Annotated in this window: 21 protein-coding genes; 5 read left to right on the top strand and 16 right to left on the bottom strand. The window is 69.6% G+C overall.

What is annotated here, in order from left to right; translation table 11 throughout:
• Positions 1–2: 2 nt before the first annotated feature.
• From BLU09_RS01550 to acnA, 3 genes are all read left to right on the top strand, one after another.
• Positions 3–1574, top strand: coding sequence for an FHA domain-containing protein (locus BLU09_RS01550; RefSeq protein WP_090484620.1), 1572 nt, complete (start codon positions 3–5; stop codon positions 1572–1574).
• Between the two features lie 138 nt (positions 1575–1712).
• On the top strand, positions 1713–2975 hold the full coding sequence (locus BLU09_RS01545; protein WP_244171343.1) for a phospholipase D-like domain-containing protein: 1263 nt from the start codon (positions 1713–1715) through the stop codon (positions 2973–2975).
• 167 nt (positions 2976–3142) lie between these two features.
• Positions 3143–5872, top strand: coding sequence for an aconitate hydratase AcnA (gene acnA, locus BLU09_RS01540; RefSeq protein WP_090484615.1), 2730 nt, complete (start codon positions 3143–3145; stop codon positions 5870–5872).
• A gap of 98 nt (positions 5873–5970) precedes the next feature.
• Here acnA and BLU09_RS01535 read toward each other — a convergent pair whose 3' ends face one another.
• The 10 genes from BLU09_RS01535 to BLU09_RS01490 all read right to left on the bottom strand — a co-directional run bounded on the left by BLU09_RS01535 (position 5971) and on the right by BLU09_RS01490 (position 16871).
• The gene (locus tag BLU09_RS01535) at positions 5971–6393 is read right to left on the bottom strand and encodes an HD domain-containing protein (protein ID WP_090484613.1); all 423 of its coding nucleotides are present in this window, start codon (positions 6391–6393) and stop codon (positions 5971–5973) included.
• Between the two features lie 61 nt (positions 6394–6454).
• Complete coding sequence (locus tag BLU09_RS01530; RefSeq protein ID WP_090484611.1) at positions 6455–10939, bottom strand: pilus assembly protein; 4485 nt, start codon at positions 10937–10939, stop codon at positions 6455–6457.
• A 33-nt stretch (positions 10940–10972) separates the two neighbouring features.
• Positions 10973–11470 (bottom strand): hypothetical protein, encoded by a 498-nt coding sequence (locus BLU09_RS01525; RefSeq protein ID WP_011551483.1) that lies wholly within the window; start codon positions 11468–11470, stop codon positions 10973–10975.
• 5 nt (positions 11471–11475) lie between these two features.
• Positions 11476–12663 carry a PilW family protein gene (locus tag BLU09_RS01520; protein WP_090484609.1) on the bottom strand — a complete coding sequence of 396 codons (1188 nt, stop codon included), beginning with the start codon at positions 12661–12663 and terminating at the stop codon, positions 11476–11478.
• Positions 12660–13214: a type IV pilus modification PilV family protein gene (locus tag BLU09_RS01515; RefSeq protein ID WP_090484607.1), complete on the bottom strand. Its 555-nt coding sequence runs from the start codon at positions 13212–13214 to the stop codon at positions 12660–12662. Before BLU09_RS01515 ends, BLU09_RS01520 begins: the two co-directional genes overlap by 4 nt.
• Positions 13211–13918: a prepilin-type N-terminal cleavage/methylation domain-containing protein gene (locus BLU09_RS01510; protein ID WP_090484605.1), complete on the bottom strand. Its 708-nt coding sequence runs from the start codon at positions 13916–13918 to the stop codon at positions 13211–13213. Before BLU09_RS01510 ends, BLU09_RS01515 begins: the two co-directional genes overlap by 4 nt.
• Positions 13915–14322 (bottom strand): pilus assembly protein N-terminal domain-containing protein, encoded by a 408-nt coding sequence (locus BLU09_RS01505; RefSeq protein ID WP_090484603.1) that lies wholly within the window; start codon positions 14320–14322, stop codon positions 13915–13917. Before BLU09_RS01505 ends, BLU09_RS01510 begins: the two co-directional genes overlap by 4 nt.
• 240 nt (positions 14323–14562) lie before the next feature.
• Complete coding sequence (locus tag BLU09_RS01500) at positions 14563–14940, bottom strand: peptide chain release factor family protein (protein WP_090484601.1); 378 nt, start codon at positions 14938–14940, stop codon at positions 14563–14565.
• Between the two features lie 239 nt (positions 14941–15179).
• A complete protein-coding gene (locus tag BLU09_RS01495) occupies positions 15180–15896 on the bottom strand; it encodes a COG1470 family protein (RefSeq protein WP_228558094.1) in 717 nt (238 codons plus the stop codon).
• Positions 15897–15971: 75 nt separating this feature from the next.
• A complete protein-coding gene (locus BLU09_RS01490) occupies positions 15972–16871 on the bottom strand; it encodes a histone deacetylase family protein (RefSeq protein ID WP_090484597.1) in 900 nt (299 codons plus the stop codon).
• A gap of 134 nt (positions 16872–17005) precedes the next feature.
• Here BLU09_RS01490 and BLU09_RS01485 point away from each other — a divergent pair, with 134 nt between their 5' ends.
• Positions 17006–18268, top strand: coding sequence for a vWA domain-containing protein (locus tag BLU09_RS01485; protein WP_167371008.1), 1263 nt, complete (start codon positions 17006–17008; stop codon positions 18266–18268).
• 64 nt (positions 18269–18332) lie between these two features.
• Here the strand turns inward: BLU09_RS01485 and BLU09_RS01480 are convergent, their stop codons facing one another.
• The 6 genes from BLU09_RS01480 to BLU09_RS01455 all read right to left on the bottom strand — a co-directional run bounded on the left by BLU09_RS01480 (position 18333) and on the right by BLU09_RS01455 (position 23447).
• The gene (locus tag BLU09_RS01480; protein ID WP_090484593.1) at positions 18333–19118 is read right to left on the bottom strand and encodes an alpha/beta fold hydrolase; all 786 of its coding nucleotides are present in this window, start codon (positions 19116–19118) and stop codon (positions 18333–18335) included.
• Between the two features lie 38 nt (positions 19119–19156).
• Entirely contained in the window at positions 19157–20812 is a 1656-nt protein-coding gene (locus BLU09_RS01475; RefSeq protein ID WP_090484591.1) for a hypothetical protein, read from the bottom strand.
• Complete coding sequence (locus tag BLU09_RS01470; protein ID WP_020477755.1) at positions 20809–21630, bottom strand: ABC transporter ATP-binding protein; 822 nt, start codon at positions 21628–21630, stop codon at positions 20809–20811. The genes BLU09_RS01475 and BLU09_RS01470 overlap by 4 nt, the downstream gene beginning before the upstream one ends.
• A 90-nt stretch (positions 21631–21720) precedes the next feature.
• Complete coding sequence (locus BLU09_RS01465) at positions 21721–22098, bottom strand: response regulator (RefSeq protein WP_011551495.1); 378 nt, start codon at positions 22096–22098, stop codon at positions 21721–21723.
• Between the two features lie 159 nt (positions 22099–22257).
• Positions 22258–23205 (bottom strand): amidohydrolase family protein, encoded by a 948-nt coding sequence (locus BLU09_RS01460; protein WP_090484589.1) that lies wholly within the window; start codon positions 23203–23205, stop codon positions 22258–22260.
• 14 nt (positions 23206–23219) lie between these two features.
• A complete protein-coding gene (locus BLU09_RS01455; RefSeq protein ID WP_090484587.1) occupies positions 23220–23447 on the bottom strand; it encodes a hypothetical protein in 228 nt (75 codons plus the stop codon).
• A 249-nt stretch (positions 23448–23696) separates the two neighbouring features.
• On the opposite strand from BLU09_RS01455, the gene BLU09_RS01450 reads away from it, so the two are divergent.
• Positions 23697–23975, top strand: a complete 279-nt coding sequence (locus tag BLU09_RS01450; protein ID WP_090484585.1) for a hypothetical protein — start codon at positions 23697–23699, stop codon at positions 23973–23975.
• The last annotated feature ends 72 nt before the right edge of the window (positions 23976–24047 follow it).

The raw sequence follows: 24047 nt of genomic DNA, 5'->3' as shown, positions 1-24047 counted from the left end.
CCATGCCTTTCCAGCTGACGATCTCCGAGGGTAGAGAAGCCGGTAAGGAGTTCGTCTTCGACCAGGACTCCGTTCTCATCGGCCGTTCGACGGATTGCGACGTCGCGCTGTTCGACCCGGGTGTGTCCCGGCGCCACTGCCGCATCTTCCTCGACGGTGATGTCTACGCCGTCGAGGACCAGGGCAGCGCCAACGGGTCGCTCGTCAACGGCAGTCCGGTGAAGACGCAGGTGCTTGAGGACGGCGACAAGCTGACCCTGGGGCCGGTGACGTTCATCTTCGCCATGCTGACGGACGAGCCGGCCACGGGCGAAGAAGAGCTTCCCGCCGGCGCTCAGGACGGCGATGGCAGCACGCGCATCGTTTCCCTGGATTCCCTGAAGCGGCAGCGCAACAAGGGCGTCGCGTTGGCCCCGGAAGGTGCCGACCAGGAAGCGCTGAACGAAATCCGCGAGGGCGCCACCCGCTCCAACCTGCAGGCCCTGCGCCCCGTGTCCCAGGGGCAGAGCGGCTCACGGCCGGCGGCCATGGAGCGCTCGGCGCCAGCGGCGCCGCCCGCGAAGCGGCCGTCCAGTTCGCCTCCGCCGGCCCGGGCCCGTCCGGCGCCGTCCGCGTCGGGCGGCGGTGGCCTGTCCGCGGCGGAGCGCGCGCGCATCCGGCGTGAGTCCCCCGGCGTGGTGTCCAGCGCGAAGCTCTTCTGGGCGGATGCCAGCCAGGGCGTGCGCACCGGCATCATCGGTGGCGGCGTGGCCATGGTGCTCGCGCTGTTCGGCGTCCTCTACTGGCTGGTGCTGAGCGGCGACGACGGTCAACCGGTGGGCGAGGAGCCCTCGATGTTGACCGGCCAGCCCATCCGCGACTCGTTTGGCCTGGGGCCGGGCGTGACGTGGGAGCGCCCGGACATGAAGGTCTTCGAGTGGGAGTACACCGCCGCCACGCGCGCGGTGGTCATCCTCCACTACCAGGCCCAGGGCATCTCCAAGGACGAGGTCGTGGTGAGCGTCAACGGCGTGGACGTGGGCAAGGTACCGCCCGACACGCTGGCCAGCCAGGACCGCTCCATCGAACTGATGATTCCGGCCCAGCACCTGAAGAAGGGCGAGCCCAACCGCATCATCTTCGACAACGTGAAGAATCCGCCGGGTGAAGACCCGTGGGTCATCTGGAACATCTGGGTGGAGCGCGCGCTGCTGCCGGACCTGCTGCCGGAGGAGCTGGTGCGCGAGGCCACCGAGTACCACAAGCGGGGCTTGAAGCACTTCCAGACGCCGGACATCGGCGCTCGCAACCGCTACGAGGCCTGGAAGTCCTTCCGCGTGTCGTGGCTGATGCTGGAGGCCCACCCGGAGCCGAAGCCCGACCTCTACTACGACGCCCAGGAGCGCATGAAGGCGGCGCAGCAGGAACTGGACCGCACCTGCTCCAAGCTGCTGCTGGAGGTGGAGGGCTACTACAACCAGGGCAACTACAAGAGCGCCTCCGCCACCCTGGACCACGTGAAGGAGTACTTCCCGGAGTTCGACCAGCCGTGCGCCACCCGCGCGGACGCCAAGCGCGCGGAGTACGGCCTCTAGGCCGCGTCACGGCTTTCCGGTGTCCGTGAAGTCGCGGGGTTGTCCCGTCGGCTTCCGGACACCGGCTGGCACTGGAAGACAGGCTGCGATGCGGCTCGGGTTGCCGGGTCGCGCGGGCATCCGCACCGTTGGGAGGCCATGCGTGACCAGGAGGCGTTGACCGAGCAGTCGGGGGACGTGGACACGGGCGCGCCGCGGCGTGCGCCCACGCCCCCAGGGCCCGTGCCGGAGCATGGGCCGGTGTGGAGCCCCAACGTCTCCGGGCTGCTCCTGTCGCGCTACTACCTGCCGCGCCGCCACGGGGTGGTGCAGGGCAACGCATGCCAGCTGCTGCGCGACGGCGTGGAGGCCTACCCGGCGATGCTGGAGGCCATCCGCGGGGCGCGCCGTTATGTCCGCATGGAGACGTACATGTTCGTCTCCGACGCCGTCGGCGAACTGTTCGGCGAGGCGCTGGCGGAGGCGGCCGAGCGCGGCGTACACGTGAAGGTGTTGTACGACGCGGTGGGCTCCTGGACGAGCCGCCGGAGCTTCTTCGCCGGGCTGCGTGCGCGCGGTGTGGACATTCGCGCCTTCAAGCCCTTCAGCCTGTCACGCGGGCTGCGGCACCTGCTGCGGAGGGACCACCGCAAAATCCTGGTGGTGGACGGTGAGGTGGCCTTCACCGGGGGGGTGAACATCTCCGCCCACTGGGCGCCCGCGGAGATTGGCGCGGCGTGGCGGGATGACGTGCTGCGCATCGAAGGGCCGGCCGTCCACGAACTGGAGCGGTGTTTCTCCGCCACGTGGCGGATGATGTTCCAGGGCCGCTTCCACCGGCTGACCCGGCGGCTGGAGCGCCTGCGCAACCCACCGCCCCGGCCCGGCACGGTGGGGCTGGCGGTGTTGTCCAGTCGGCGAAGCATCCACCGGGCCTACCTGCACGCCATCCGCCGGGCCCGGCGCAGCGTGCTGGTGGCCGCCGCCTATTTCATTCCGGATCGGCGCATGGTGATGGCGCTGCGCGAGGCGGCCCGGCGCGGGGTGGAGGTCCATCTGCTGCTCAACGCTCGCAGTGACCACCCCATCCTGGAGTTCATGGCCCGGGCCTTCTACGAGCGGCTGCTGAGCGCGGGCGTCCGCATCTTCGAGTGGCAGCGCGGCGTGCTGCACGCCAAGACGGCCGTGGTGGATGGGGTGTGGGGCACCATCGGTTCTTTCAACCTGGAGCGCCTCAGCCTGGCCTTCAATCATGAGGTGAACGCTGTCTTCGCCGACCCTCGCTTGGGACAGCAACTGGAGGACTCCTTCCGCGGCGACTGCGGGGACTGCCGCGAGGTGACGCTGGCGGAGTTCCGCCGCCGGCCCCTGTGGCAGAAGCTGCTGGAGCGGGCCCTGTCTCTGCTTCGCAAAATCATTTGAGCCACACCTGTCCGCCCCTCAGCGGGCCGCATGGTTCCGATGAGCGGGGCTGCACATCCGCGGCTCGAAGCGTCCGGCCCTCAATGCGCTCGCAGGAACCCTTTGCAACGCGTCAACGGGGGGCCTAGAAGTTCCCGCATCCCGCGCAAGGAAGGACGGCAACACACATGACCGACAGTTTCGGCACGAAGTCCCAGCTCAAGGTGGGCTCTGCCACCTATGACCTCTTCAGCCTGGGCAAGCTGGCGAAATCCCACCCGGCGGTGAACCGCCTGCCGTTCTCGCTGAAGGTCCTGCTGGAGAACCTGCTGCGCCACGAGGACGGTCGTGTGGTGAAGCGCGAGCACGTGGAAAAGATGCTGGCGTGGGACCCCAAGGCCACCCCGGACGTGGAAATCTCCTTCCACCCCGCCCGCGTGCTGCTCCAGGACTTCACGGGCGTGCCCGCGGTGGTGGACCTGGCGGCCATGCGTGAGGCGCTGGCCTCCATGGGCGGCAACCCGGACAAGATCAACCCGCGCAACCCGGCCGACCTGGTCATCGACCACTCGGTGCAGATTGACTCCTTCGCGACGTCCGCCGCGTTCAAGGAGAACGCCGAGCTGGAGTTCGAGCGCAACCGTGAGCGGTACGCGTTCCTCCGCTGGGGCCAGAGCGCGTTCAAGGGCTTTGGCGTGGTTCCGCCGGACATCGGCATCTGCCACCAGGTCAACCTGGAGTTCCTGGCGCACGTGACGTTCCGCCAGGGCAGCACCGTGTACCCGGACACGCTGGTGGGCACCGACAGCCACACCACGATGATCAACGGCCTGGGCGTGGTGGGCTGGGGCGTGGGTGGCATCGAGGCCGAGGCCGCGCTGCTGGGCCAGCCGATTACGATGCTGATTCCGCAGGTGGTGGGCTTCAAGCTCTCCGGCAAGCTGCCCGCGGGCGCCACCGCCACGGACCTGGTGCTCACCGTCACGCAGATGCTTCGCAAGAAGGGCGTGGTGGGCAAGTTCGTGGAGTTCTACGGCAGCGGCCTGAAGAACCTGTCCCTGCCGGACCGCGCCACCATCGCGAACATGGCGCCCGAGTACGGCGCCACCATCGGCTTCTTCCCGGTGGACGAGGAGAGCCTCAACTACCTGCGCTTCACGGGCCGTCCGGACGACCTGGTGGCCCTCACCGAGGCCTACGCCAAGGAGCAGGGCCTGTGGCGGCGTGACGACGCCGAGGACCCCATCTTCAGCGACACGCTGGAGCTGGACCTGTCCACCGTGGTGCCCAGCCTCGCCGGCCCCAAGCGCCCGCAGGACCGCGTGCCCCTCAAGGACATGAAGTCCGGCTACGAGAAGTCGCTGGTGGAGATGCTGTCGGCCGGCAAGAGCAAGGGCGAGGACGAGGAGGGTGGCAAGGGCAAGGCCGCCGCCGCTGCGGTGCCTCCCGAGCGTCTGGCTCAGACTGTCACGGTGAAGAACGGCCGCCAGAGCTACCAGATGGGCCACGGCGCGGTGGTGATTGCGTCGATTACGTCCTGCACCAACACCTCCAACCCGGCGGTGCTGGTGGGCGCGGGCATCCTGGCCAAGAAGGCCGTGGAGCGCGGCCTCAACCCGAAGCCGTGGGTGAAGACGTCCCTGGCCCCGGGCAGCCGCGTCGTCAGCGAGTACCTGCGCGACGCCGGCCTGCTGCCGTACCTGGAGGCCGTGGGCTTCCACATCGTGGGTTACGGCTGCACGACGTGCATCGGCAACTCCGGTCCGCTGACGGAGCCCGTGGCCAACGCCGTCACCGAGGGTGACCTCGTGGTGGCCGCGGTGCTGTCCGGCAACCGCAACTTCGAAGGCCGCATCAACCCGCACGTGCGCATGAACTACCTGGCCAGCCCGCCGCTGGTGGTGGCCTACGCGCTGGCGGGCGAAGTGGGCATGGACCTGGACAACGAGCCGCTGGGCACCGACCCCAACGGGCGTCCCGTGTTCCTCAAGGACATCTGGCCCACCAACGAGGAGATTCAGGAGGTCATCCGCACCTCCGTGAAGCCTGAGCAGTTCCGCAGCCAGTACGCCAACGCCATGGAGGGCGACGCGCTCTGGCAGCAGCTGCCGGTGGGCAAGGGCTCCACGTTCCAGTGGGACGACACGTCCACCTACGTGCGCAAGCCGCCCTTCTTCGACAACCTGCCGAAGGAGCCCAAGGCGACGCAGGACATCCATGGCGCGCACGTGATGGCGCTGCTGGGTGACTCCGTCACCACGGACCACATCTCCCCCGCGGGCAACATCGCCAAGACGAGCCCGGCGGCCAAGTACCTCATGGCCAACGGCGTGGAGCCCAAGGACTTCAACTCCTACGGCGCGCGCCGCGGCAACCACGAGGTGATGGTGCGCGGCACCTTCGCCAACATCCGCCTGAAGAACCTGCTGGTCCCGGGCGTGGAGGGCGGCGTCACCGTCCACATCCCCACGCGCGAGCGGATGAGCATCTACGACGCGTCCATGAAGTACCAGGCGGAGGGCACGCCGCTGGTGGTGCTGGCGGGCGCGGAGTACGGCACGGGCTCCAGCCGTGACTGGGCGGCCAAGGGCACCATGCTGCTGGGCGTGAAGGCCGTCATCGCCAAGAGCTTCGAGCGCATCCACCGCTCCAACCTGGTGGGCATGGGCGTGCTGCCGCTCCAGTTCGAGGCGGGCCAGGACGCGCAGTCGCTGGGCCTCACCGGCCACGAGAAGTTCGACATCACCGGCGTGGCGCAGGACCTGGCGCCGCAGAAGAAGCTCACCGTGAAGGCCACGGGTGAGAGTGGCACCAAGGAGTTCACGGTGGTGTGCCGCATCGACACGCCGAACGAGCTCGACTACTACCGCCACGGCGGCATCTTGCAGTACGTGCTCCGCCAGCTGGCCAAGGGCTAGCGCGGAGAGGAAGGAACCGGCGCCCTGCTTTCCTCGGCGGGCGCTGGTAGCACTACGGCCCGGAGTCGCCCCCGTGGCGCTCCGGGCCGTCGTGTCTTCTAGGGCTCGCGCAGGCGGGCCCAGGCAGCGCGGTAGCGGGCCAGACGCTCGGCGTCCTTGGGCGTCACCGCGGCCAGCCGCCGCACGTCCATGTTGTCTTCCAGGTCCGCCAGCTTCACGCGGCGGGCGAGCGCCAGCGGGCGCAGCCGCTCGATGAAGGCCTCGTACGTCTCGTCCTGGCGGCGGGTGAGCGCGTCCAGCGCGCCCAGGATGTTTTCCGGGTAGCCCAGCTCACGCAGGCGCTCGAGCGTGTAGGGCGTGTCCTCCACCACGTCGTGGAGGATGGCCACGGTGCGCTCTTCATCCGTGTCCAGCCGCATCATCACCCGCAGCGGGTGGAGGATGTACGTCTGGCCGGCCTTGTCTCGCTGGCCGTGATGCGCGGCCACCGCGAGCGCGATGGCGTCTTCGAGTGCAGGCATGCCCGTCTTCTAACGCCAGACGCCCTCCCCAGGCGAGCGGGGAGGGCGGGCCTTCACGCCGTCACGGCTGGCAGCTGGCCGCGTTCTCGTGGCGGCAGGCGTGCTGTTCCTGGGTGAGGGGCAGCTCGTACACGTTCTGGAGCACCTCGCTGTTCTCCGACACGTCCACCGAGGTGGCCTGGCGCTGTCCGGGCTCCTGCATGACGGCGCTGTATTTCACGCTGCCGGTGGGCGAAATCATCACCGCGGTGGCGGGCTCGGGCGGCGGTGACAGCACCGCGCGCTCCTGGTAGCGCGCGTTCTCGAAGGACGCGGCGCAGTTGGGCAGGCCGCTGAGGAAGTCCGCCTGGTAGAAGCGGGCCCGGGCGGCGGTGCTGCTGCACACCTCGCCGTCCTGCGACGGGTAGATGACGTTCCACAGCGTGCAGCTGGCCACCGTGGCCGCGCCGCCCGCCGTCTTGTGGGTGTGGTTGTCCGTGTACTCCAACATCCACCCCGGGCTCTCCGGCGTGGCGCCCGTCGCGGAGCAGGCCCCGGACGCGTCGCAGGTGATGTTCGTCACGTCCACCAGGTCACCGCTGGTGTCGTTGTCGCTGGTGCGGTCGCTCAGGCGTTCCGCGTCGAACTGGCTCGCCGTCATGGGGCCCTCCGCGGAAACAGCGGTGGCATCCTCGGCGAACGTCTGCCCGGCCACGCCGTACACTCGAACGCCGTAGAAGCGATTCTTCCCAATGGCGTTGACGGTGCGGGTCAGCTCCAGGTCCGCGAAGTTGGGCGCCACGTTGCTCACGTCGAGGCAGCGGAAGTGGCCCTCGGCGTCCTTGCCGCACTCCACGCGCGCGGGGCTCATGGAGGTGTAGTCCTGGGGGGCTCCCGGGCAGGAGCGGGCCTCGTGCCGGGTGAACCGGGCTGACACCACCGTCTGGCCCGGGTCGCCACAGGCGGGCTGCGAGGCCGTCCCACGCGTCAGCGTGGACTGTGCCAGTCCCCGCTGCGTCCACTGGTGCCGCGACTGGGTGATGTTCTCGCCGATGCGGTCCACGCGGTAGTCCACCTCCACGTTGCCGCACCCGTAGCGCGCGCAGGCCTGCGGGTTGTCGAAGCGGCAGATGCCGGCCTGGTCATCCAGCAGCGCGTAGCGGTCACCCGTGCCGACGAGCGCGCGCATGGCGCCCGTGCCCGGCTGGATGCCAATGGAGGGCACGTAATAGAAGGGCCACGTGCGCGTGAGGCTGTCGCCCTGGCCGCCCGACGGCCCCACGGCGTCCCGGTCCATCTGGAAGGCGCGCGCGGCGCTCCAGTTGCGGATGAGCCGGGTGCTCGGGTCCAGCGCGCCGGGCACGGACATGCGCGCCACCCACAGCTGGCCGCGCATGTCACCGAAGACGGCCGTGTCGAAGAAGCCGTCCTGCTGCACGTTGCCCGCCACGCCGTAGTCCACCAGCGCCACGGGCGCCGCCACGCTGTGCGTGAGGTGCCGCGCGGGCCCGTGCTGCTCGCCGGTGGCGTTCGGGTCGTATTCGAACTTCCACCACAGGTTGTCGGTGCGGCCATTCACCTCGGGGGACCACGCGTCCACCATGTAGATGCCGCGGCCCTTCTCCTGGCCGGGGGACCAGCCGCCCGACAGGGCCACCATCCACCGCTCCTGGGTCTCCACGTTGTAGCGGGACACGGGACCGGCCGCGGTGCCCGCCTCCACCAGCACGGGGCCAATGGGCGGCGGCTTGGGGCTGAGCGAGAAGAGCGTCTTGCCGAAGAGGGCGGCCTCCGGGGAGTCCGGCTGCGGGTACATCCACTGCATCCGCGGCGCGCCGAAGCGGCCGGTGCCCGAGTCCGCGCGCAGCTCCAGCGCCAGGTAGTGCACGCCGCCGCGTCCCTCCGAAATCACCGCCATCGTGTGGTACTCGGTGGACTGCTTGATGCCGTCCGGCTGCGAGCCGTCCGAGCCGTCCGCCCACACGTCGCGCACCATGATGTCGCCGTCCACGTAGTACTGGTGGCCGGCCGCCATCTCGTGCAGGCGCGACAGCAGGTCGGGCGGGATGAAGGCCCACTCCTCCTCGCCGTTGCTGGGCGAGTACTCAATCATGGGCAGGCCGCCCTCGCAGTTGTCGTTGCTCGCGGTGCTGTCGCGGAAGGCGTGCAGCATGCCGTCGTTGGCGCCCACCAGCACCAGCTTGTCGCGGCGACGGTAGCGGTGCAGGTACGCGTCATACGCGTCCACCTCCACGGTGTTGCCGCAGCGGCTGATGCTCTCCGTGGCGAGCGGTGTGGGCGACACGCCCAGTTGCTGGCTGTAGAGGGTGCGCGTGCACTGGTTGCTCATGCCCAGGTTGCACAGGAACTTGTCCATGGGCGGGTCCACCAGCACTGGCGCGGAGTGGAAGATGTCGCCCAGCACGGAGCGGCGCACCTCGGTGCGGTTGCCGTTGCCGTCCTCGTCCGCCAGGTCCTGGCCGCGCACGTATTGGATGAGCGTGCGCACGCAGATGTCGTTCAACCAGGTCTGCGCCTGCGTCAGGTTGCCGAAGCCGGGCACCGCGACGCTCATGGCCGCGGCGGCCTGCTGGGGCGTCAGCCGGAGGCCCGTCATCAACGTGCCCGGGTCGATGTCCAGGGGGCTGAGCGACAGCACCTTCGGGCAGACGGGGGTGCCGAGGATGCCGAAGTAGCTCTTCAGCACCTCGCGGTTCTCCACGGTGAACTCGATGGGCGTCGCCGTGTTGTCCGCGGCGGTGATGCGCCCGTCCTGGTTGCTGTCCGTCACCGTGTAGATCTTCCGGCTGCTCAGTGCCCGGGCCAGCAGCGCGCGGCGCGCCTCCCAGAACTGGTTGGCCGGGGTGCTGCCTCCGTCCTTGACGAAGTTGCCGGATGTGTCCTCGACGACGATGTCCCCGTCCCGGTCCACGACGAAGATGTCGTCCATGTCGCCGTCGCCGTTCTTGTCGACACCTTCCACGAACTCGTTGAACTGGTTGAAGCGCCACAAGTCGCCGCGCCAGGCGCTGTCACCGGAGGCGGGCGACATGCGCGGCATCAGCGCGCTGAGCGTGGAGCTGCCCGTCTGGAACGAGGAGATGGCCGCGGCGGCGAACGCGATGTTCCGGTTCTGCACGTCGTCGACGATGGCCTGGAGCGCCGTCTTCAGCTGGCTGGAGTTGGTGGCCGCGTAGAAGCGACCGCCGCCCGCGTCCGCGGTGACGCGCAGCAGGTTGATGGCCTGCGTGTTCGTCAGCGCGAAGCCCACGGTGTAGGTGGCCACCGCCTGCGATCCTGACAGCTCCGGCCGCAGGTCGTGCGTCCACATCCACTTGGCGATGCGGTGGATGTGGCTGCTGGAGCCGCCGCTGTTGCTGCCCTGGCTGGCCGCGGCGCAGTTGGAGCAGGGGACTTCCAGGTTGCGCACCTGGGCCGGGACCTGGGCGGAGTCGCCGCCGGGCTCGTTGGGCTCCCCGTCCGTGAGCAGAATCATGGCGTTGAAGCCGCAGGTGAAGCAGGTGGCGGCTCGTCCGGGCGCGGCCTCGTCGTTGAAGCCCGAGTCGCGCAGGTAGTCGCTGCCGAACCAGTCGGGGAACGGGTCGCTGCCGGCGGAGCGGAAGTAGGTGCTGGCGCCCCACATGGCCTGTGTCAGGGGCGTGCCCGTGTTGAAGCGCAGCCCGTTCCGCATCTTGCTGAGCAGGTCGTTGCGGTGCTCTTCACGCTTCGCGCTGCTGAGCGAGTCGCCGCAGCTGGGACCGAAGTGCGCGAAGCGCACCACGTCCTGGCCGCTCCACTTCGCCGTGCCGGTGGCTTCGCTGCTCGCGGAGAACGTCACCACGCCGAAGCGCGTGCGCTCCGAGTCCTTGAGCACCTGGCTGATGACGTTGACGGCGGAGTGGCCGCGCGGCGAATAGAAGTTGAGGAAGTTACCGGAAGCCACGCGCTTTTCCTGCGTGTATTGGAAGTAGCCCTTCGTCGCGAGGCACTGCGCGCACGCGGCGCGCGCGGCGGCCTGGGTGGTGTTGTTGCCGGAGTCCACCACCTCGGCGCACGCCTCTGCCGCGGTGCCACTGATGACAGTGTTGGGCGGCGGCTCGTTGAATTTCACCGGGTTGCGGGTCATCCCGAAGCTGGACTGCGAGGTGCTGCCGTTGCCATCGAAGCGGTAGTAGCTGGTGGGCACGAACCAGGGCGAGTCCTGGTTGGTCAGCGACAGCCACATCCGCGGGTACGCGACGTTGGCGTCGTAGTTCAGCTCGTCGATGTTGGCCTGACGGCAGCCGGGGAAGGCGCCGGAGCTGTTTTTGGTATAGCTGTGGGAGTCGTTGTTGCTCCAGGCGATGGGCCAGTACGCCATGGAGCCCGACGTATCCAGGATGAGCAGGATGTTGGGCGGGCCGCTGGGGCTGGTGAAGAAGCGCTCGTCGCTGCCGCGCGCGGGGTTGAGCAGCGCGTCCAGGCGAGAGGTGGACTGCAGGCTGCAAGACGCCGGGTCCTGCGCGAGCGCGCCAGGGGCGGCCAGCAGCACGGACAGGGCTGTCAGGGTGGAGAAGAGTGCCTTCATGGGGGGCTCGGGGAAGGGCGGAGTCGGAAGGGGTCAGATGCCGAAGCGGAAGACGAACTCGGTCTCGGCCTGCCGGCCTCCGGGTTCGTCACACATGACGACCACGCGGTAGTAGCTGCCGCCGGCCGTGCCTTCTCGAAGGGTGTTGGCCGCGTCGCTCACCTGGTCCTTGCCGCTGCTGAACGAGGACGAGGCGAGCACCGCCGCGGTGGGCGCCGACGCGGTGTCACCCAGGTGGGCGGTGCGCATGACGCTGCTGTCGGCGACGACCTGGTCGTCTTGCAGCACCTGCTCCAGGCTGATGCTGGTGACGGGCACGGCGCCGGTGCCAAAGACCTTCAGCCGCGACAGCAGGTAGCGCCGCGCCGTCTCCGCGCAGGCCTCCACGCGGTCGCTGCGCGTCTTGGCCACGGCGGCGGACTGGTTGCGTCCGGTGAAGGTGATGGCGCCCACCACGAGCAGCAGCAGCACCGTCAGGGCAATCAGGGTGATGGCCAGGGCGCTGCCCCGGCGTGAGGCGAAGTGGGTCATGATGGTTAGCCTCCCCAGACGTTCTTGATGTCACCGGCGACGCCTTCGGCGCGCAGCTCGGGGATGAAGAAGGCGCGGGACGTCATGTTGGGAATGCGGACGGACGTCTCCACGGTGGTGCGGAAGAACATGTCCTCGGGATTCACGGGGTCCGCGTTGAAGAGCCTGCGGCCCTGGTTCTTCGTGCCGGAGGGCAGCGGGCGCGCCGAGCGCACCGTGAGGCCCACGCCCACCGAACGGATGTTGGCCGGGTTCATGTTGTAGCGGAGGGGCGCGTCGTACGGCGTGCTGTACGTGGGCGCGGGAACCTGGTCGTCGTATTTGGGCAGCACGACGGCGTCCTCGTCACCCAGCACCCAGGCCATGCCGCTGCCCACGGCGCCGTCGGGCGCGGGCAGGCCGGCGCAGCACGCGGAGTTCGCGGGCGGCCGGTTCATCTGGTAGCTGACCTGGAAGGACTCCACGTCCACGGCGATGGGGTCGAAGTCGGCGTTCTCCGCCCAGCCGTGCTTCACCACCAGGTACGGGCGCCCACCGTACGCCTCCACGCGCAGCCGCTTCTCATGCACCAGCATGACGAAGGGCATGCGGCCGGTGTCCGTCATGCAGGACTTGGGCACATCGCCCGGAAGGCCCGCGGCGAGCGCGATGTTCAGCGTGGCGCTGGTGCCATCCGCGGCAACGTCCGCCGCCAGCCGCCCGAGGAAGTAGTCCTGACCGCCTGGACAGGCGATGAGCATGGCCTGCCCCTGGCGCAGCGGCTGGCCGAAGGTCGTGGCGGCGCCCAGCTCCAACTGGAAGGGCTCCGCCCCGATGTCGGCGAGCTGGCCGCGGCGCAGGAACATCGGGTCGCGGTAGCGGAAGGCCAGGTCGTCGGTGACGAAGTGGCCCCAGTCCGCCACTTCCTCCGTGTAGTTGTCCTTGCGGGCCTCCGGCAGGCCTAGCGTGTCGAAGTCGAAGGCGATGGCGGGGTCCAGCCCGTAGCCCGCGTAGCGCAGCGTGCGGTTGAGGAAGTCGGTGCCGACGCGGCTGCCTTCGACGGCCGTCTTGGAGACGGTGTTGTTCTGGAAGATGTTGTTGACGGCGATGATGGTCCCCGCCACCGCCAGCAGCACCACCGAGGAGACGGTGATGCCGACCAGCAACTCGATGAGCGTGAAGCCGCGGCGCGCGTGCGTCCTGGGGTTGTTCACAGCTCCACCCCCGCGCCGTTCTCCGCCGGGTTGTAGAGCGCGACGAACTGCTTGACGTAGCGGCGCTGGCCGGCGCTGCGGAAGGACACCACCACCGCGACCGAGTCGATGGCCTGCGCCGGCGTCCAGACGAGGACGCGGCGGTAGTGCTCGCGCTCCTCCGGCGAGTAGCCGGGCACCACGCGGAGCAGCGCGTCTCCGGCCGCGGCCTCGAAGGCGTCCAGGTCCACGACGCAGGCGTCGGGCAGGGTGGAGAGGCCGCCGGCCAGCTCGAGCGTCTCCGCGGCGCCGGCGCAGCGCGCGCTGGACAGCGGCCCGGTGTCCGCGAAGAGGCGCGCGCGCCCCTGGAGCTGGAGGCCGGAGCGCACCTGCGAGGCGATGGCGCTGGCCTGCGACAGGCGGTTGGCGGCGGCGTTCTGCTGGCTGGCGAAGATGAGCCCACCGAAGACGCCGCTGATGCCCATGGCGAGGATGGCGGCGGCCGCCATGCCTTCGATGAGCGTGGCGCCGCGCACGTGGGCTCGGCGGGATGCGGGATTCAGGCGCCTCACTTGTTGACCCTCATGTCGACGAAGCCAACGGGCGCGGAGACGGCGAAGAGGTATTCGCGCTGCCCGTCGGTGGAGAGAAGGGCCAGCGACGCGGCCCGATTCACGGCGCCGTTGCCGGCGGGGATGACGGGCTGGCCCGCGCCGTCCACGAAGCGCGCGGAGCCGTCACTTCGAAAGACGATGGCGCCCCGCCGCGGCGCGCCGCTGCAGAAGCTGCAGTCCGTGGCGGCCAGTCCCTCGAAGATGCCGGTCCACTCCAGGTTGCCGCTGGCGCCGAAGCGCACGGTGCGCTGCGAGTAGCGGTCCAGGTACATGGCGTCCATCAACCGGCCCTGGTCCGCGGAAGGCTGGATGGCCAGCGGGGGCGAGAAGGTGTCGAAGCTCAGCTGTCCGCCGGCGCCCGCGGGGGCCCCGAAGTCGCGCAGGCGGTCCTCCAGCAGGAACCAGGCGCCATTGCCCGCGCCGGCCTGACCCTCGGGATTGATGTCCGGGTAGATGATGAGCCACACGTCGGCCTGACGGTCCACGGCGCGGGCCCGGGCCTCGGCGAGCGCGCCGGACAGGTCGGCGGCCGCGTTCTGCGGACCCGCCCTCGCGCTGAGCTGCGCGTAGCCCGCGTAGGCCAGCGCGGCCAGCACCGCGATGATGGCGAGGACGATGCTGACCTCCAGCAGCGTCATTCCGCGTGCGTCGCGCCGGCTCACTTGGCGACCTCCACGCGCACGCTCAGGGGCTGCTTGCTGCCCTGGCGCCACACGAGCACCTCGGACACGCCCAGGCTCAGCCCCTGGACCATGATTTGATTCGGCTCACCGAGCGACGCCTCGACCACCGCGGAGGCCTGGACCCTCACGCGCTCGGCGTTCTCCACGATGAACTGCGTCTGATGAAGGGGCTCCACCTTCACCACCAGGCCGGACGGCTGCGCGTTCTTCGCCTCGACGGCGTAGTCCAGCTCGGGCGCGGCGGCGGAGGGGGCGGTGGCGGCGTCCTGGGCCCACGCGGCGGAGGCGGCCAGCGTCAGCGCCAGGGGCGCCCACAGCTTCCAGCGGGGCGCGCGGGCACGGTACTTCTGGGAAGGCGTCGGAAAAACCGTGAGCAAGGGCATGGGGGAATGTCCTGCGGGCACAATGACCCCTGGGGGCTGGGGCAATGGAGACACGCGGGTGTCTTTGCACACCTCGTGCCTCCCCGCCTCGTGAGCCAAGTCCCCGACACTCCATGGCAAATTCCCAGGAGGAGGTCCCTGTGAGCAGCAAATGACCTCGCAACGTCTGCGAGCCCGCAAACTTTAGGCGCACCCTGACTGTCCGGCGACAGGGGGACTGGAGTCCGAATGGACCCTGGGTTACCAGCCGGATTTGCTGTTTCTCAGGGCCTTCTTTTCGGAGGTACGCTTCTTGCCCTCCAGGCGCCGCCGCTTGGAGCCGGCGGTGGGCTTGGTGGCCCGCCGCACCTTGGGCACGAAGGTGAGGACCTTGAGTCCCTCGCGCAGGCGCTCCAGCGCCACACCCTTGTTCTGTGCCTGGCTGCGGCGCTCGGTGGCGCTGACGGACAGCTCGGTGGGGGCATGCGTGAGGCGCACGCCGCTGGCGGTGGTGTTGCGGTGCTGGCCCCCGGGGCCCGAGGCGATGAAGTAGTCCACCTCACACGCCTTCAGGAGGGACTCGTCGTCCAGCTTGAGGGCGTCCAGCGCGGCCTGCCGGCGGGTGGGTGAAATGCTCATGGCTGTCTTCAAGGTATCCCTCCCAGGCCCCTTCGTGCACCGCTTGTCGTGCGTGCAGGCCCCGGCGCTGGACGGGGCTCCGTCGTCCGTCTGACGGGGGATTTCAGGTTGGCCGGGGGGGGCTCTCGAATGGATTCGGGCATGAGGCGGCTCCGGGACGAGGCCCCCAGATGCCAGTAGGGGGCCCTGGGGCCGTGGGCCGCTCTGGAGGGCTGCGGCGTGCGCCTCGCGAGGCGGTGCTAGCGCACGTTGATGGTGGTGCCCGTGCTGGCCTGCCGTCCGTCCTCGCTGGTGGCGGTGATGGAGGCGGCGACGGGCACGCGGGTCATGCCGCGGTCGGTGTCGATGTAGGGCTCCACGAACGTCTGGTCCGCGGGGATGGTGACGGTGGGCATGCTGATGCGGCGGGTGGGCGACTCCAGGGCGACGGTGACGGGGCCGGTGAAGCCCTCCGCCCGTGTCACGGTGATGCGCACCTTCTCGTTCTGACCGGCGAACAGGTCCAGCTGGCGCGGCTCGATGGTGACGGAGAAGTCCGGCTGGGCCACGGGGGGCGGAAGAATGACGAGGAAGATGTTGGCGCTGGCCGCGAACGTCTCCGTGGCGTTGGTGGCCATCAGCAGGGCGCGCATCATGCCCCGGGCCTGCGTGTCCTGCGCCACCGAGTAGGTGGCGGTCGCGGTGACGCTGGGCTCGCCTTCGGGCAGGACGATTTCCGGCGTGAGCGTCACGCCCTCGGGCGCATTCTGGAGGTTGAGGCGGAACGCGCTCTGGTCGTCGCCCTCGCGCCGCACGGTGATGTCCACCGGAAGGCTCTCGCCCGGAATGGCGGTGAGGGTGTCGGGGAGGTCGAAGGCGATGCGGAAGAAGGGCCCGTCGCTGCCGCAGGACAATGCGAGCGCGCTGCCGACGAGGAACAGGCCCCCGATGAGGGACCGGCGGAGGGATGGGGTCATGTTCTTGAATCTCCTGGTGCGTGCCAGCATCCGTCCACCGTGGCACCCGGGCAAGCCGCTCCAAAGCAGGCGGGCTCAGCGGAACAGCGCACGGGCCACTTCATAGGTGCCCACGTGTGCATCAATCGTGGCGGACAGGGGTTTCGCGTAGCCGCCACCCAGGGTGAGCACCGCGGGGATGCCTCGCTGGCGTGCCGCCTCCAGCACCAGCCTGTCGCGCGCTCTCAGTCCGGCGTGTGTGAGGGACAGCCGTCCCAGCGCGTCCTCCGTGAGCGGGTCCACGCCCGCCTGGAAGAAGAGGATGCAGGCGCCCGCGCTGTCGAGCACCTCGGGAAGGTGCAGGGCGAGCGCGTCCAGATAGGCCGCGTCTCCCGTTCCGTCCGGCAGGCCCACGTCGAGGTGGGAGGGCTGCTTGCGGAAGGGGAAGTTGTTCTCTCCGTGCATGGAGAAGGTGAAGACGGAGTCGTCGCCGGTGAAGACGGCGGCGGTGCCGTTGCCCTGGTGGACGTCCAGGTCCACCACCACGGCCCGGCGGATGTCGCGCGAGGCCTGGAGCGCGCGGATGGCCACCGCGATGTCATTGAAGACGCAGAAGCCCTCGCCGTGGTCCGGAAAGCCGTGGTGCGTGCCGCCGGAGAGGTTGCCGCCGATGCCGTCCTGGAGCGCCGCGCGGGCGGCGTCGAGGGTGCCCGCCACCGCGGCGGAGAAGCGCCGCACCAGCTCGGGGGACCAGGGGAAGCCGAGGCGCCGTTGCTCGGCGTCGGTGAGGGTGCCCTGGGACAGCGCGTCGAGGTAGCGGGGCGTGTGGACGCGCGCGAGGTCCTGGCGTGGGCAGGGCGTGGATTCAGTGAGGGATTCCGGGGAGAGCACGCCCCGCTCCAGGAGCGCCTCGCGCAGCAGTCGGTACTTCTCCATGGGGAAGCGGTGACCGGGAGGCAACGGGACTTCGTAGCTGTCCGAATGGAAGACGCGCACGCGGAGGGAGCCCTAACGCCAGGGCCGGGCGGGTGCAACCGGCGGCGTGCGTGAGAAATCGACCGGGGGCGTAGACCCGGGGGCGAAGTCATTCGTTTCGAACCTCGCCGTCGTCCTTCCCCTTGGAGAACGCCATGGACCGCAAGTCCCTGTCGCGCGCCGCGCTGTCGGCCGCGCTCGTCACCGCTCTGTCCGCTGCCCTGTCCCTGGCCGAAGAGAGCCCGATTTTCAAGCCCGTGGAGAAGCCCGCGCCCGCCAAGACGGCGACGCCGGCCGCTCAGGCGAAGCCCGCTCCGAACCAGAAGCCCGCGCAGCCGGCGCCGTCCCAGCAGCAGCAGGTCCCCGCCGCCGCCCGGCCGGAGATTGAAGTGGTGTTCGTGCTGGATACGACGGGCTCGATGAGCGGGCTGCTGGAGGGGGCGAAGCGGAAGATCTACTCCATCGCCTCGCGCATCGCGCAGGGCCGTCCGACGCCGCACCTGAAGGTGGGGCTGGTGGCCTACCGCGACGTGGGCGACGACTACGTCACGAAGCGCTTCGACCTGAGCGACGACCTGGACACGGTGTTCGCCAACCTGCGCAAGTTCGAGGCGGGGGGCGGCGGGGATACGCCCGAGCACGTGGGGCGCGGGCTGGGCGAGGCCGTGTCCAAGCTCTCCTGGAGCAAGAACCGCGAGGTGATGAAGGCCATCTTCCTGGTGGGGGACGCGCCCCCGGCGCAGCGCAACGACGACTGGGACTTCAAGCACTGGGCGAAGAAGGCCCGGGAGAAGCACATCGTCGTGAACACCGTGCGGTGCGGCGGGGATGCCGAGACGGAGGTGTCGTGGCGGTTCGTGGCGAAGCTGACGGACGGCACCTTCGACACCATTGACCAGGGCGGTGGCATGGTCGCCGTCGCCACGCCGTATGACGCGGAGCTGGCGAAGGTGAACGCGGAGCTGGCCACCAAGACGCTCTACACGGGCCGCAGGGAGGTCCAGGCGGAGAACATGGCGCGCGCCGCTTCCATGGGGGCGCTGGCGCCGGAGGCTGCGGCCGAGCGCATCAGCTACATGAAGAAGACGCGCGGCGGTGGGGCCGCGGGAGCCCCCGCGAGCAGCGCGCCCAAGGCGGTGGGCGGCGCGGTGGACCTGGTGGAGGCGCCGTCCGCGCTGGATGGCGTGAAAGCGGACGAGCTCCCCTCCGAACTCAAGGGCATGTCCAAGGAGGCGCAGGTCGCGAAGGTGAAGGCGCTCTCCGAGGAGAAGAAGGCGCTGGAGAAGAAGGCGGAGACGCTGGCCGCGGAGCGCGAGGCGTGGCTGACGAAGAACGCCCCCGCGAAGGAGGACGCCTTCGACGCCAACGTGATGAAGGGCGTGAAGGCGCAGGCCGCCCGCTACAACATCGCCTACTGAGCGTCAGCGAAGCGGGGGACAGGAAGCCGCGGGCGCGCTTGGAGGCGTCCGCGGCTTTCGCGTGTCAGGCGTGGGCGCGCAGGAACTCCAGCAGCGCCGGATTGACGGCTTCCGGGTGCGTCATGTTCGCCGCGTGCGCAGCGCCGGGAACCGGGATGAAGCGCACGCTGCCGGGCAGCGTCTGGTGCAGGTGCTCGCCGTGGACCGGGGGCATGCCGTGGTCCTCCAGCCCGTGGAAGACGATGGCGGGGCAGCGAATCTCCGTCAGCCGCCCGGAGATGTCGTCCCGGTCGATGAGCGAGCGGATGGCGTTGGCGAAGTGTCCGCCGGGGATTTGCCGCCAGCGTGGCAGCCAGGTGTCGAAGTAGCGCGTGTCCCCGATGATGGCCTGCGCCAGCCCCTGCACCAGCGGGTCGATGGGGCCCTGTGTCTCCCAGATGTCGGCGGACTGCTGGTAGGCGGCGCGGGTGGGCGCGTCGTCGTTGGTGCCCCGGGTGCTCATCAGCACCAGCGCCCGGACGCGCTCGGGGTGCTTCAGCGCCACGCGCAGCGCGCTGTAGCCTCCCTGGGACATGCCGCCCACGACGGCCCGCTCGATGCCCAGGTGGTCCAGCAGCGCCACGCAGTCCGCGGCCGAGTCCCACGGCGTGAAGGGCTTGCCGTCCCAGCGCGTCTGCCCGAAGCCGCGGGCATCCCAGCGGATGACGCGGAACTCGGGAGCGAGCGCCGCCACCTGCGCGTCGAACATCCGGTGGTCCATGAGGAAACCATGGCCCAGGATGAGGGGCCGGCCGTTTCCACCGGAGTCCTCGAAGTAGATTCCCTGTCCGTTCAGCTCGGCGATGGGCATGGCCCCTCCGTCTATCACCCCCGGGATGGCCGCGCGCGCTACTCCCGCGTCACCGCCTGGAGCACCACTTCCCGCCGCCGCTCCAGCAGCCGCAGCGCCAGGGGAAGCACCCCGCGATACAGCGCCGCGTTCAACGCGGCGGCCAGGAGAATCATCGCCGCGGTGTGCCACGTGGGCCCTTCCTTGCCCGCCAGCTTGAGCGCCCAGCCGAAGGGCATGCATCCCGCGCTGGCCGCGAGGATGCCCAGCATGGAGGCCGTCAGTGGAACCTTGTCCCGCCGCTTGAGGCTCGCGTGGAACTTCACCGGGAAGTACAGCGACAGGAAGTTGCCCGCGGCCAGCAGCATGGGCACCACGGCTCCTACGGCTGCCATGGCGCACAGCATGTCCAGCCCGGTGCCGAAGCCGAAGTACACCCGGTAGAAGAGCGCCACCATCGCCGCCATCCCGAGCGCCGCCGCGCCCTGCACTTGATTCTTCGCGCGCAGCACGTCCGCCAGGTCCAGGGGCGCCGCCAGGAAGGCCGCGAAGCCCTGCCCGTCGTACGCGAAGGTGTTCTGGGAGAACGTGGACGCAATCACCACCGCGCCGTAGATGCACAGGCCCCCCATCAGCCACGCGTCCGCCGAGCCGCCCAGGAGGAACACGAACAGGTCCCTTCCGGACAGCAGCTTCAACAGGATGGCCAGGATGAAGGGCACCGACGCCAGCAGCCTCGCGCGTGGGTTGCGCCACAGGTCCAGGGCCTCGCGCGTCACCAGCGTGGTGTAGCGCGTCCGCGTGGTGGCGAACGGGTTGCTGTCCCCCGAGTCCTTGCGCGAGCCCCCCGCGCGGCCCGCCTGCCGGTGGAAGCGCATCAGCAGCGCGTAGGCCACCGCCATGCCCACGCCCGCGAAGAAGAGCAACGCCGCCGCCTCGAGCATGGCCACCCGGGGCCGGTGCCAGGCGAGCTGCGCCAGCGCGTCTCCGAAGAGCCCCGGGGGCACGCGGCCCAGCGCCACCGCCGCGTTGATGATGAGGGACATGTCCAGCGCGTCCACGCCCGCCTCGCCCACCGCCGTCAGCCACGAGGTGTCGATGGGCGGAATGAACGACGCGCCCAGGAGGAAGAGCGCCAGTCCTCCGCCCATGATTTCCGCGCTGTGCTTCTCCCGCAGCACGTTGATGACGGCGTACAGCGCCACCCGGCTCCAGGCCGCGCACAGGAGCGCGAAGAGGACGTAGAGGACCACCGCCAGCCACGGCATGTACAGCACGTAGACGGACGCGAAGCCCAGCGCGGCCCCGGTGAGCGGCGCGTAGAAGACGAGCGCGCGCGGCTCGAAGAGGCTGGCCACCGTCGACGCGATGAGCAGCCGGAAGGGGGAGATGGGGAAGGCGGCGTAGCGGCTCAGCTCGGAGTGGTCATCCACCCCCGCGGACAGCAGCGGCCACGTCACCCACACCGAGAAGGTGACGAAGCACAGCAGGTTGAGGATGAAGTAGGGCCACACGTCGCTCTCCGCGATGGGCCGCAGCCGCATCAGCGCGAAGAACGTCAGGCCCAGGAAGAGGCCCGGCGCGCTCGACGCGGCGAAGGCGGCCACCGCGAGCAGCCGGCTGCGTCCGGGGCCCTGATTCAACCCGATGTCGAAGCGCAGCCCCCACAGCAGCCACAGGTGCCGGAAGAAGCCGGGCACGGCGGGGCGGCTCATGCGGTCTCCTGGCGCAGCGGCGTCACGGACGCGGGCGCCTCACCGTAGAAGGACAGGCGTGCGTTGCGCGAGGCCGGCACGGAGATGAGCTTCTCGAACACCGCCTCCAATGACGGGCACTCGTAACGCGACAGCAGCGAGCCCACCGGACCCTGGTCCAGCATGCGGCCGCCGCGGATGATGCCCGCGTGCGTGGCCAGCCGCTCGGCGATCTCCAGCACGTGCGTGGTGAGCAGCAGCGTCACCCCACGGCGGCTCAGCTCGCGCAGAAGCTCGCGGATGACGCCGGCGGCCAGCACGTCGATGCCCTCGAAGGGCTCGTCCAGCAGCACCAGCTCCGGCGCGTGGATCAGCGCCGCGGCGATGGCGAGCCTCCGGCGCATGCCCTTCGAGTACTCCGCCACCAGCGCGCCGGCCTTGTAGGTGAGCTCCGTCAGCTCCAGCAGCTCGGTGGCGCGCGCGGCGGCCTCGTCGCCGTCCAGCCCGTACATGCGCGCGCAGAAGGTGAGGTACTGCCGGCCGGTGAGCCGCTCGAAGAGGCTCAGCTCCTCCGGCACCACGCCGACGCGGCGCTTCACTTCCATGGGCCTGGCCACCGCGTCCACCCCGAGCATGCGGATGGAGCCCGCGTCGGGACCGTACACCCCGGTCAGCAAGGCGATGCTGGTGGACTTCCCGGCCCCGTTGGGGCCCAGGTACGCGTAGAAGGCGCCGCGGGGAATCTGCAGGTCCAGGCCGTTGAGCGCGCTGAAGCCGCCAAAGCGCTTCTGCAGTCCGCGGGCGTCGACCGCCAGGTCATCAGTGGGAGAGGGCATCATGGAATGTCCTCCATCTCACCCGAGCCCGGCACCGGGGGACAATCCCCACCCGTCAACAGGGGGATGCCCGTCGGCTCCTCCGGTGCCGTCTCAGTGGACGAGCGACATCTCCGGCGGACCGGCAATCTGCTGCACCGTCATCCGCACCTTGTCCAGGTCCACGGGCTTGGAGATGTAGCCCGCGGCGCCCACGAGCTCGGCCTCCCATTCGAAGCCGTAGCCGGAGATGATGATGATGGGCAGCCCCCGCGCGCGCGGCATCTTCTTGAGTGCGTCGAGCAATCCCCAGCCGCTCATGACTGGCATCCGCAAGTCGAGCAGCACGGCGGAGGGCATGTCTCCCTCCAGCAGGTCCAGCGCCTCACGACCGTTGGCCGCTTGAACCGTGGGATAGCCCATTTCCTCGAGTGCATCGCAGATGAGCGTGCGGTGGCTCGCGTCGTCATCGACGACCAGGATGTGGGACATGGCAGGGCCTCGGAAGCTGCGGCTGGGTGTGGCGCCGCGAAATTCTATGGGCAGGATGATGGGAACTCCTCTTCCATTCCGGAAGGGGCCCCGATGCTTTTCAACAGCGAACGGCCCGTGAGGACGAGGCTTGCATCCGGGGCCGGGTGTCCACGGGGCTCACGCCCCGTACAGCTGGAGCGCATTCTGCCCCAGGATGCCCGCGAGTACCGCGTCATCCCACTTCATCCCCAACATCGTCCGCAGCTCACGGTCCCAGGCGTAGGGGATGTTGGGAAAGTCCGTGCCGTAGAGGATGCGCTCGGGCCGGACCTCCAGCGCGCGGCGGGGGATGGGAACGGGGAAGTACCCGGCCAGGGCCATGGTGGTGTCCAGCCAGAGGTTGTCGTACCGCTCGAGCAGCCGCGCGTAGGCGTCGAACTCGTCCGCGCCCAGGTGGGGCACGCACAGCTTCAGCGTGGGATGGTCCTTCAGCACGCGCTCCACCCGCTCCGCGGCGCAGAGCGCGTAGGTGTCGCAATGGTAGTGGGGACTGGAGGGCTCCCGCCCCGCGTGCATGACGAGCGGGCGGCCCGCCTTCGCGCACGCGGCGTACACCTCGTGAAGGTGCGGCGCGTCAGGTGAGAAGCATTGAACGTGGCAGTGAATCTTCACCCCACGCAGGCCCGCGTCGAACGCCTCTTCCAACACGGCCGTGGCATCGGGTTCGCCCGGGAGCACGGTGGCGAGCCCCAGCACACGCGGCTCTTCCCGGGCCACCTCCGCCACGTAGGCGTTGAGCGCGCGGGCCATGCCTGGCCGGTGGGCGTAATGCAGCGCCACCACCCGGTGGACACCTCGCGACAGGAGGAAGGACACGACCTGCCGCGTGTGCAGCTTGTAGCGGATGGGCCAGCCGTACTGGTCGAACCAGCGCCACACCGCGTCGAACACCCGGTCCGGGAAGAGGTGGACGTGCGCGTCCACCACGGGAGGCAGCCCTTCGGGCAGGCGGGGGCCCTCCGTGTCCTGGAGGGCGGGCATGGGCATGCGGATGCCAGCGTCCCGCCACGTGGGCGCGGAGGCCAGGCAGGGGACGGGCACGTCAGCGTCGGAGTCGGTGGCCATGGCGAGCCACCCGTCTACGCCTTCTTGACGGTGTCGTCCTCGTCGCCGTCGGTCCGTCGCAGGTAGGTGTTGTGCGTGTACCCCTGGCGGGACAGCCGCTGCGCCTCGATGGCGTCCGCGACCTTGGCGCAGACCTGGCCCAGCATGCGCAGCGACTCGGCGAGGAGCCGCTCGGCGTGATCCTGCGCGTCGGCAGCCTGGATGGTGGTGCGCTCTTTGCGGAACAGTCCGGGCAGCTTCATCTCCCCCAAAGCATAGGTGACGCACTGCTCCCGTGCCACCGCCCCGCGAGGCCGGCCTTAACCACGTTGACGGCCCGCTCAATTTACATTTTTGAGCAGTTGCCCTGGCTGCTCGCCTGGATGCCCGCCAATTGTGCTTGTAACCCCTTGGACTTTCAGGCTTTTGACGAATTTTCAAGTGGGGGGATGACACGGAGTTAATCCGGCCCTACATTGCTTTCCGTTGGATTTACGGCAGAGGAGCTGCGCATGGCTTACGACGGCGAGCTGGTGAAGATGGAGAACGGTCGCTGGGCGCGGTTCCAGCGGTGCCAGGTGTACCGCCCGGGCGTCGAGGACGCGGGCGAGACGATGCTGTTGATCGCCGTGGAGCTCGAGGAGCGCTATCAGCGCCAGCTCGACGAGGCGGCTGACTCCCTGGCGCAGTACCGCTATCAGGGCGTCCCCGTGCAGGTCCGTTTCGATTCGGGTTCCCAGGGCATCACCCTGCAGCCCGAGCAGGCGGTGTCCGCACCCGCGGTGCACTGAGCGCTGACGCCGCGTGAGCGGAGTGTCAACGGGTTGACGGATTCACAACCCAAGGGGCCTCGCGATTCACAT

Source organism: Myxococcus virescens (assembly GCF_900101905.1).
In the GTDB taxonomy this organism is placed as follows: domain Bacteria; phylum Myxococcota; class Myxococcia; order Myxococcales; family Myxococcaceae; genus Myxococcus; species Myxococcus virescens.
This window is presented reverse-complemented; position numbering and strand designations above follow the sequence as displayed.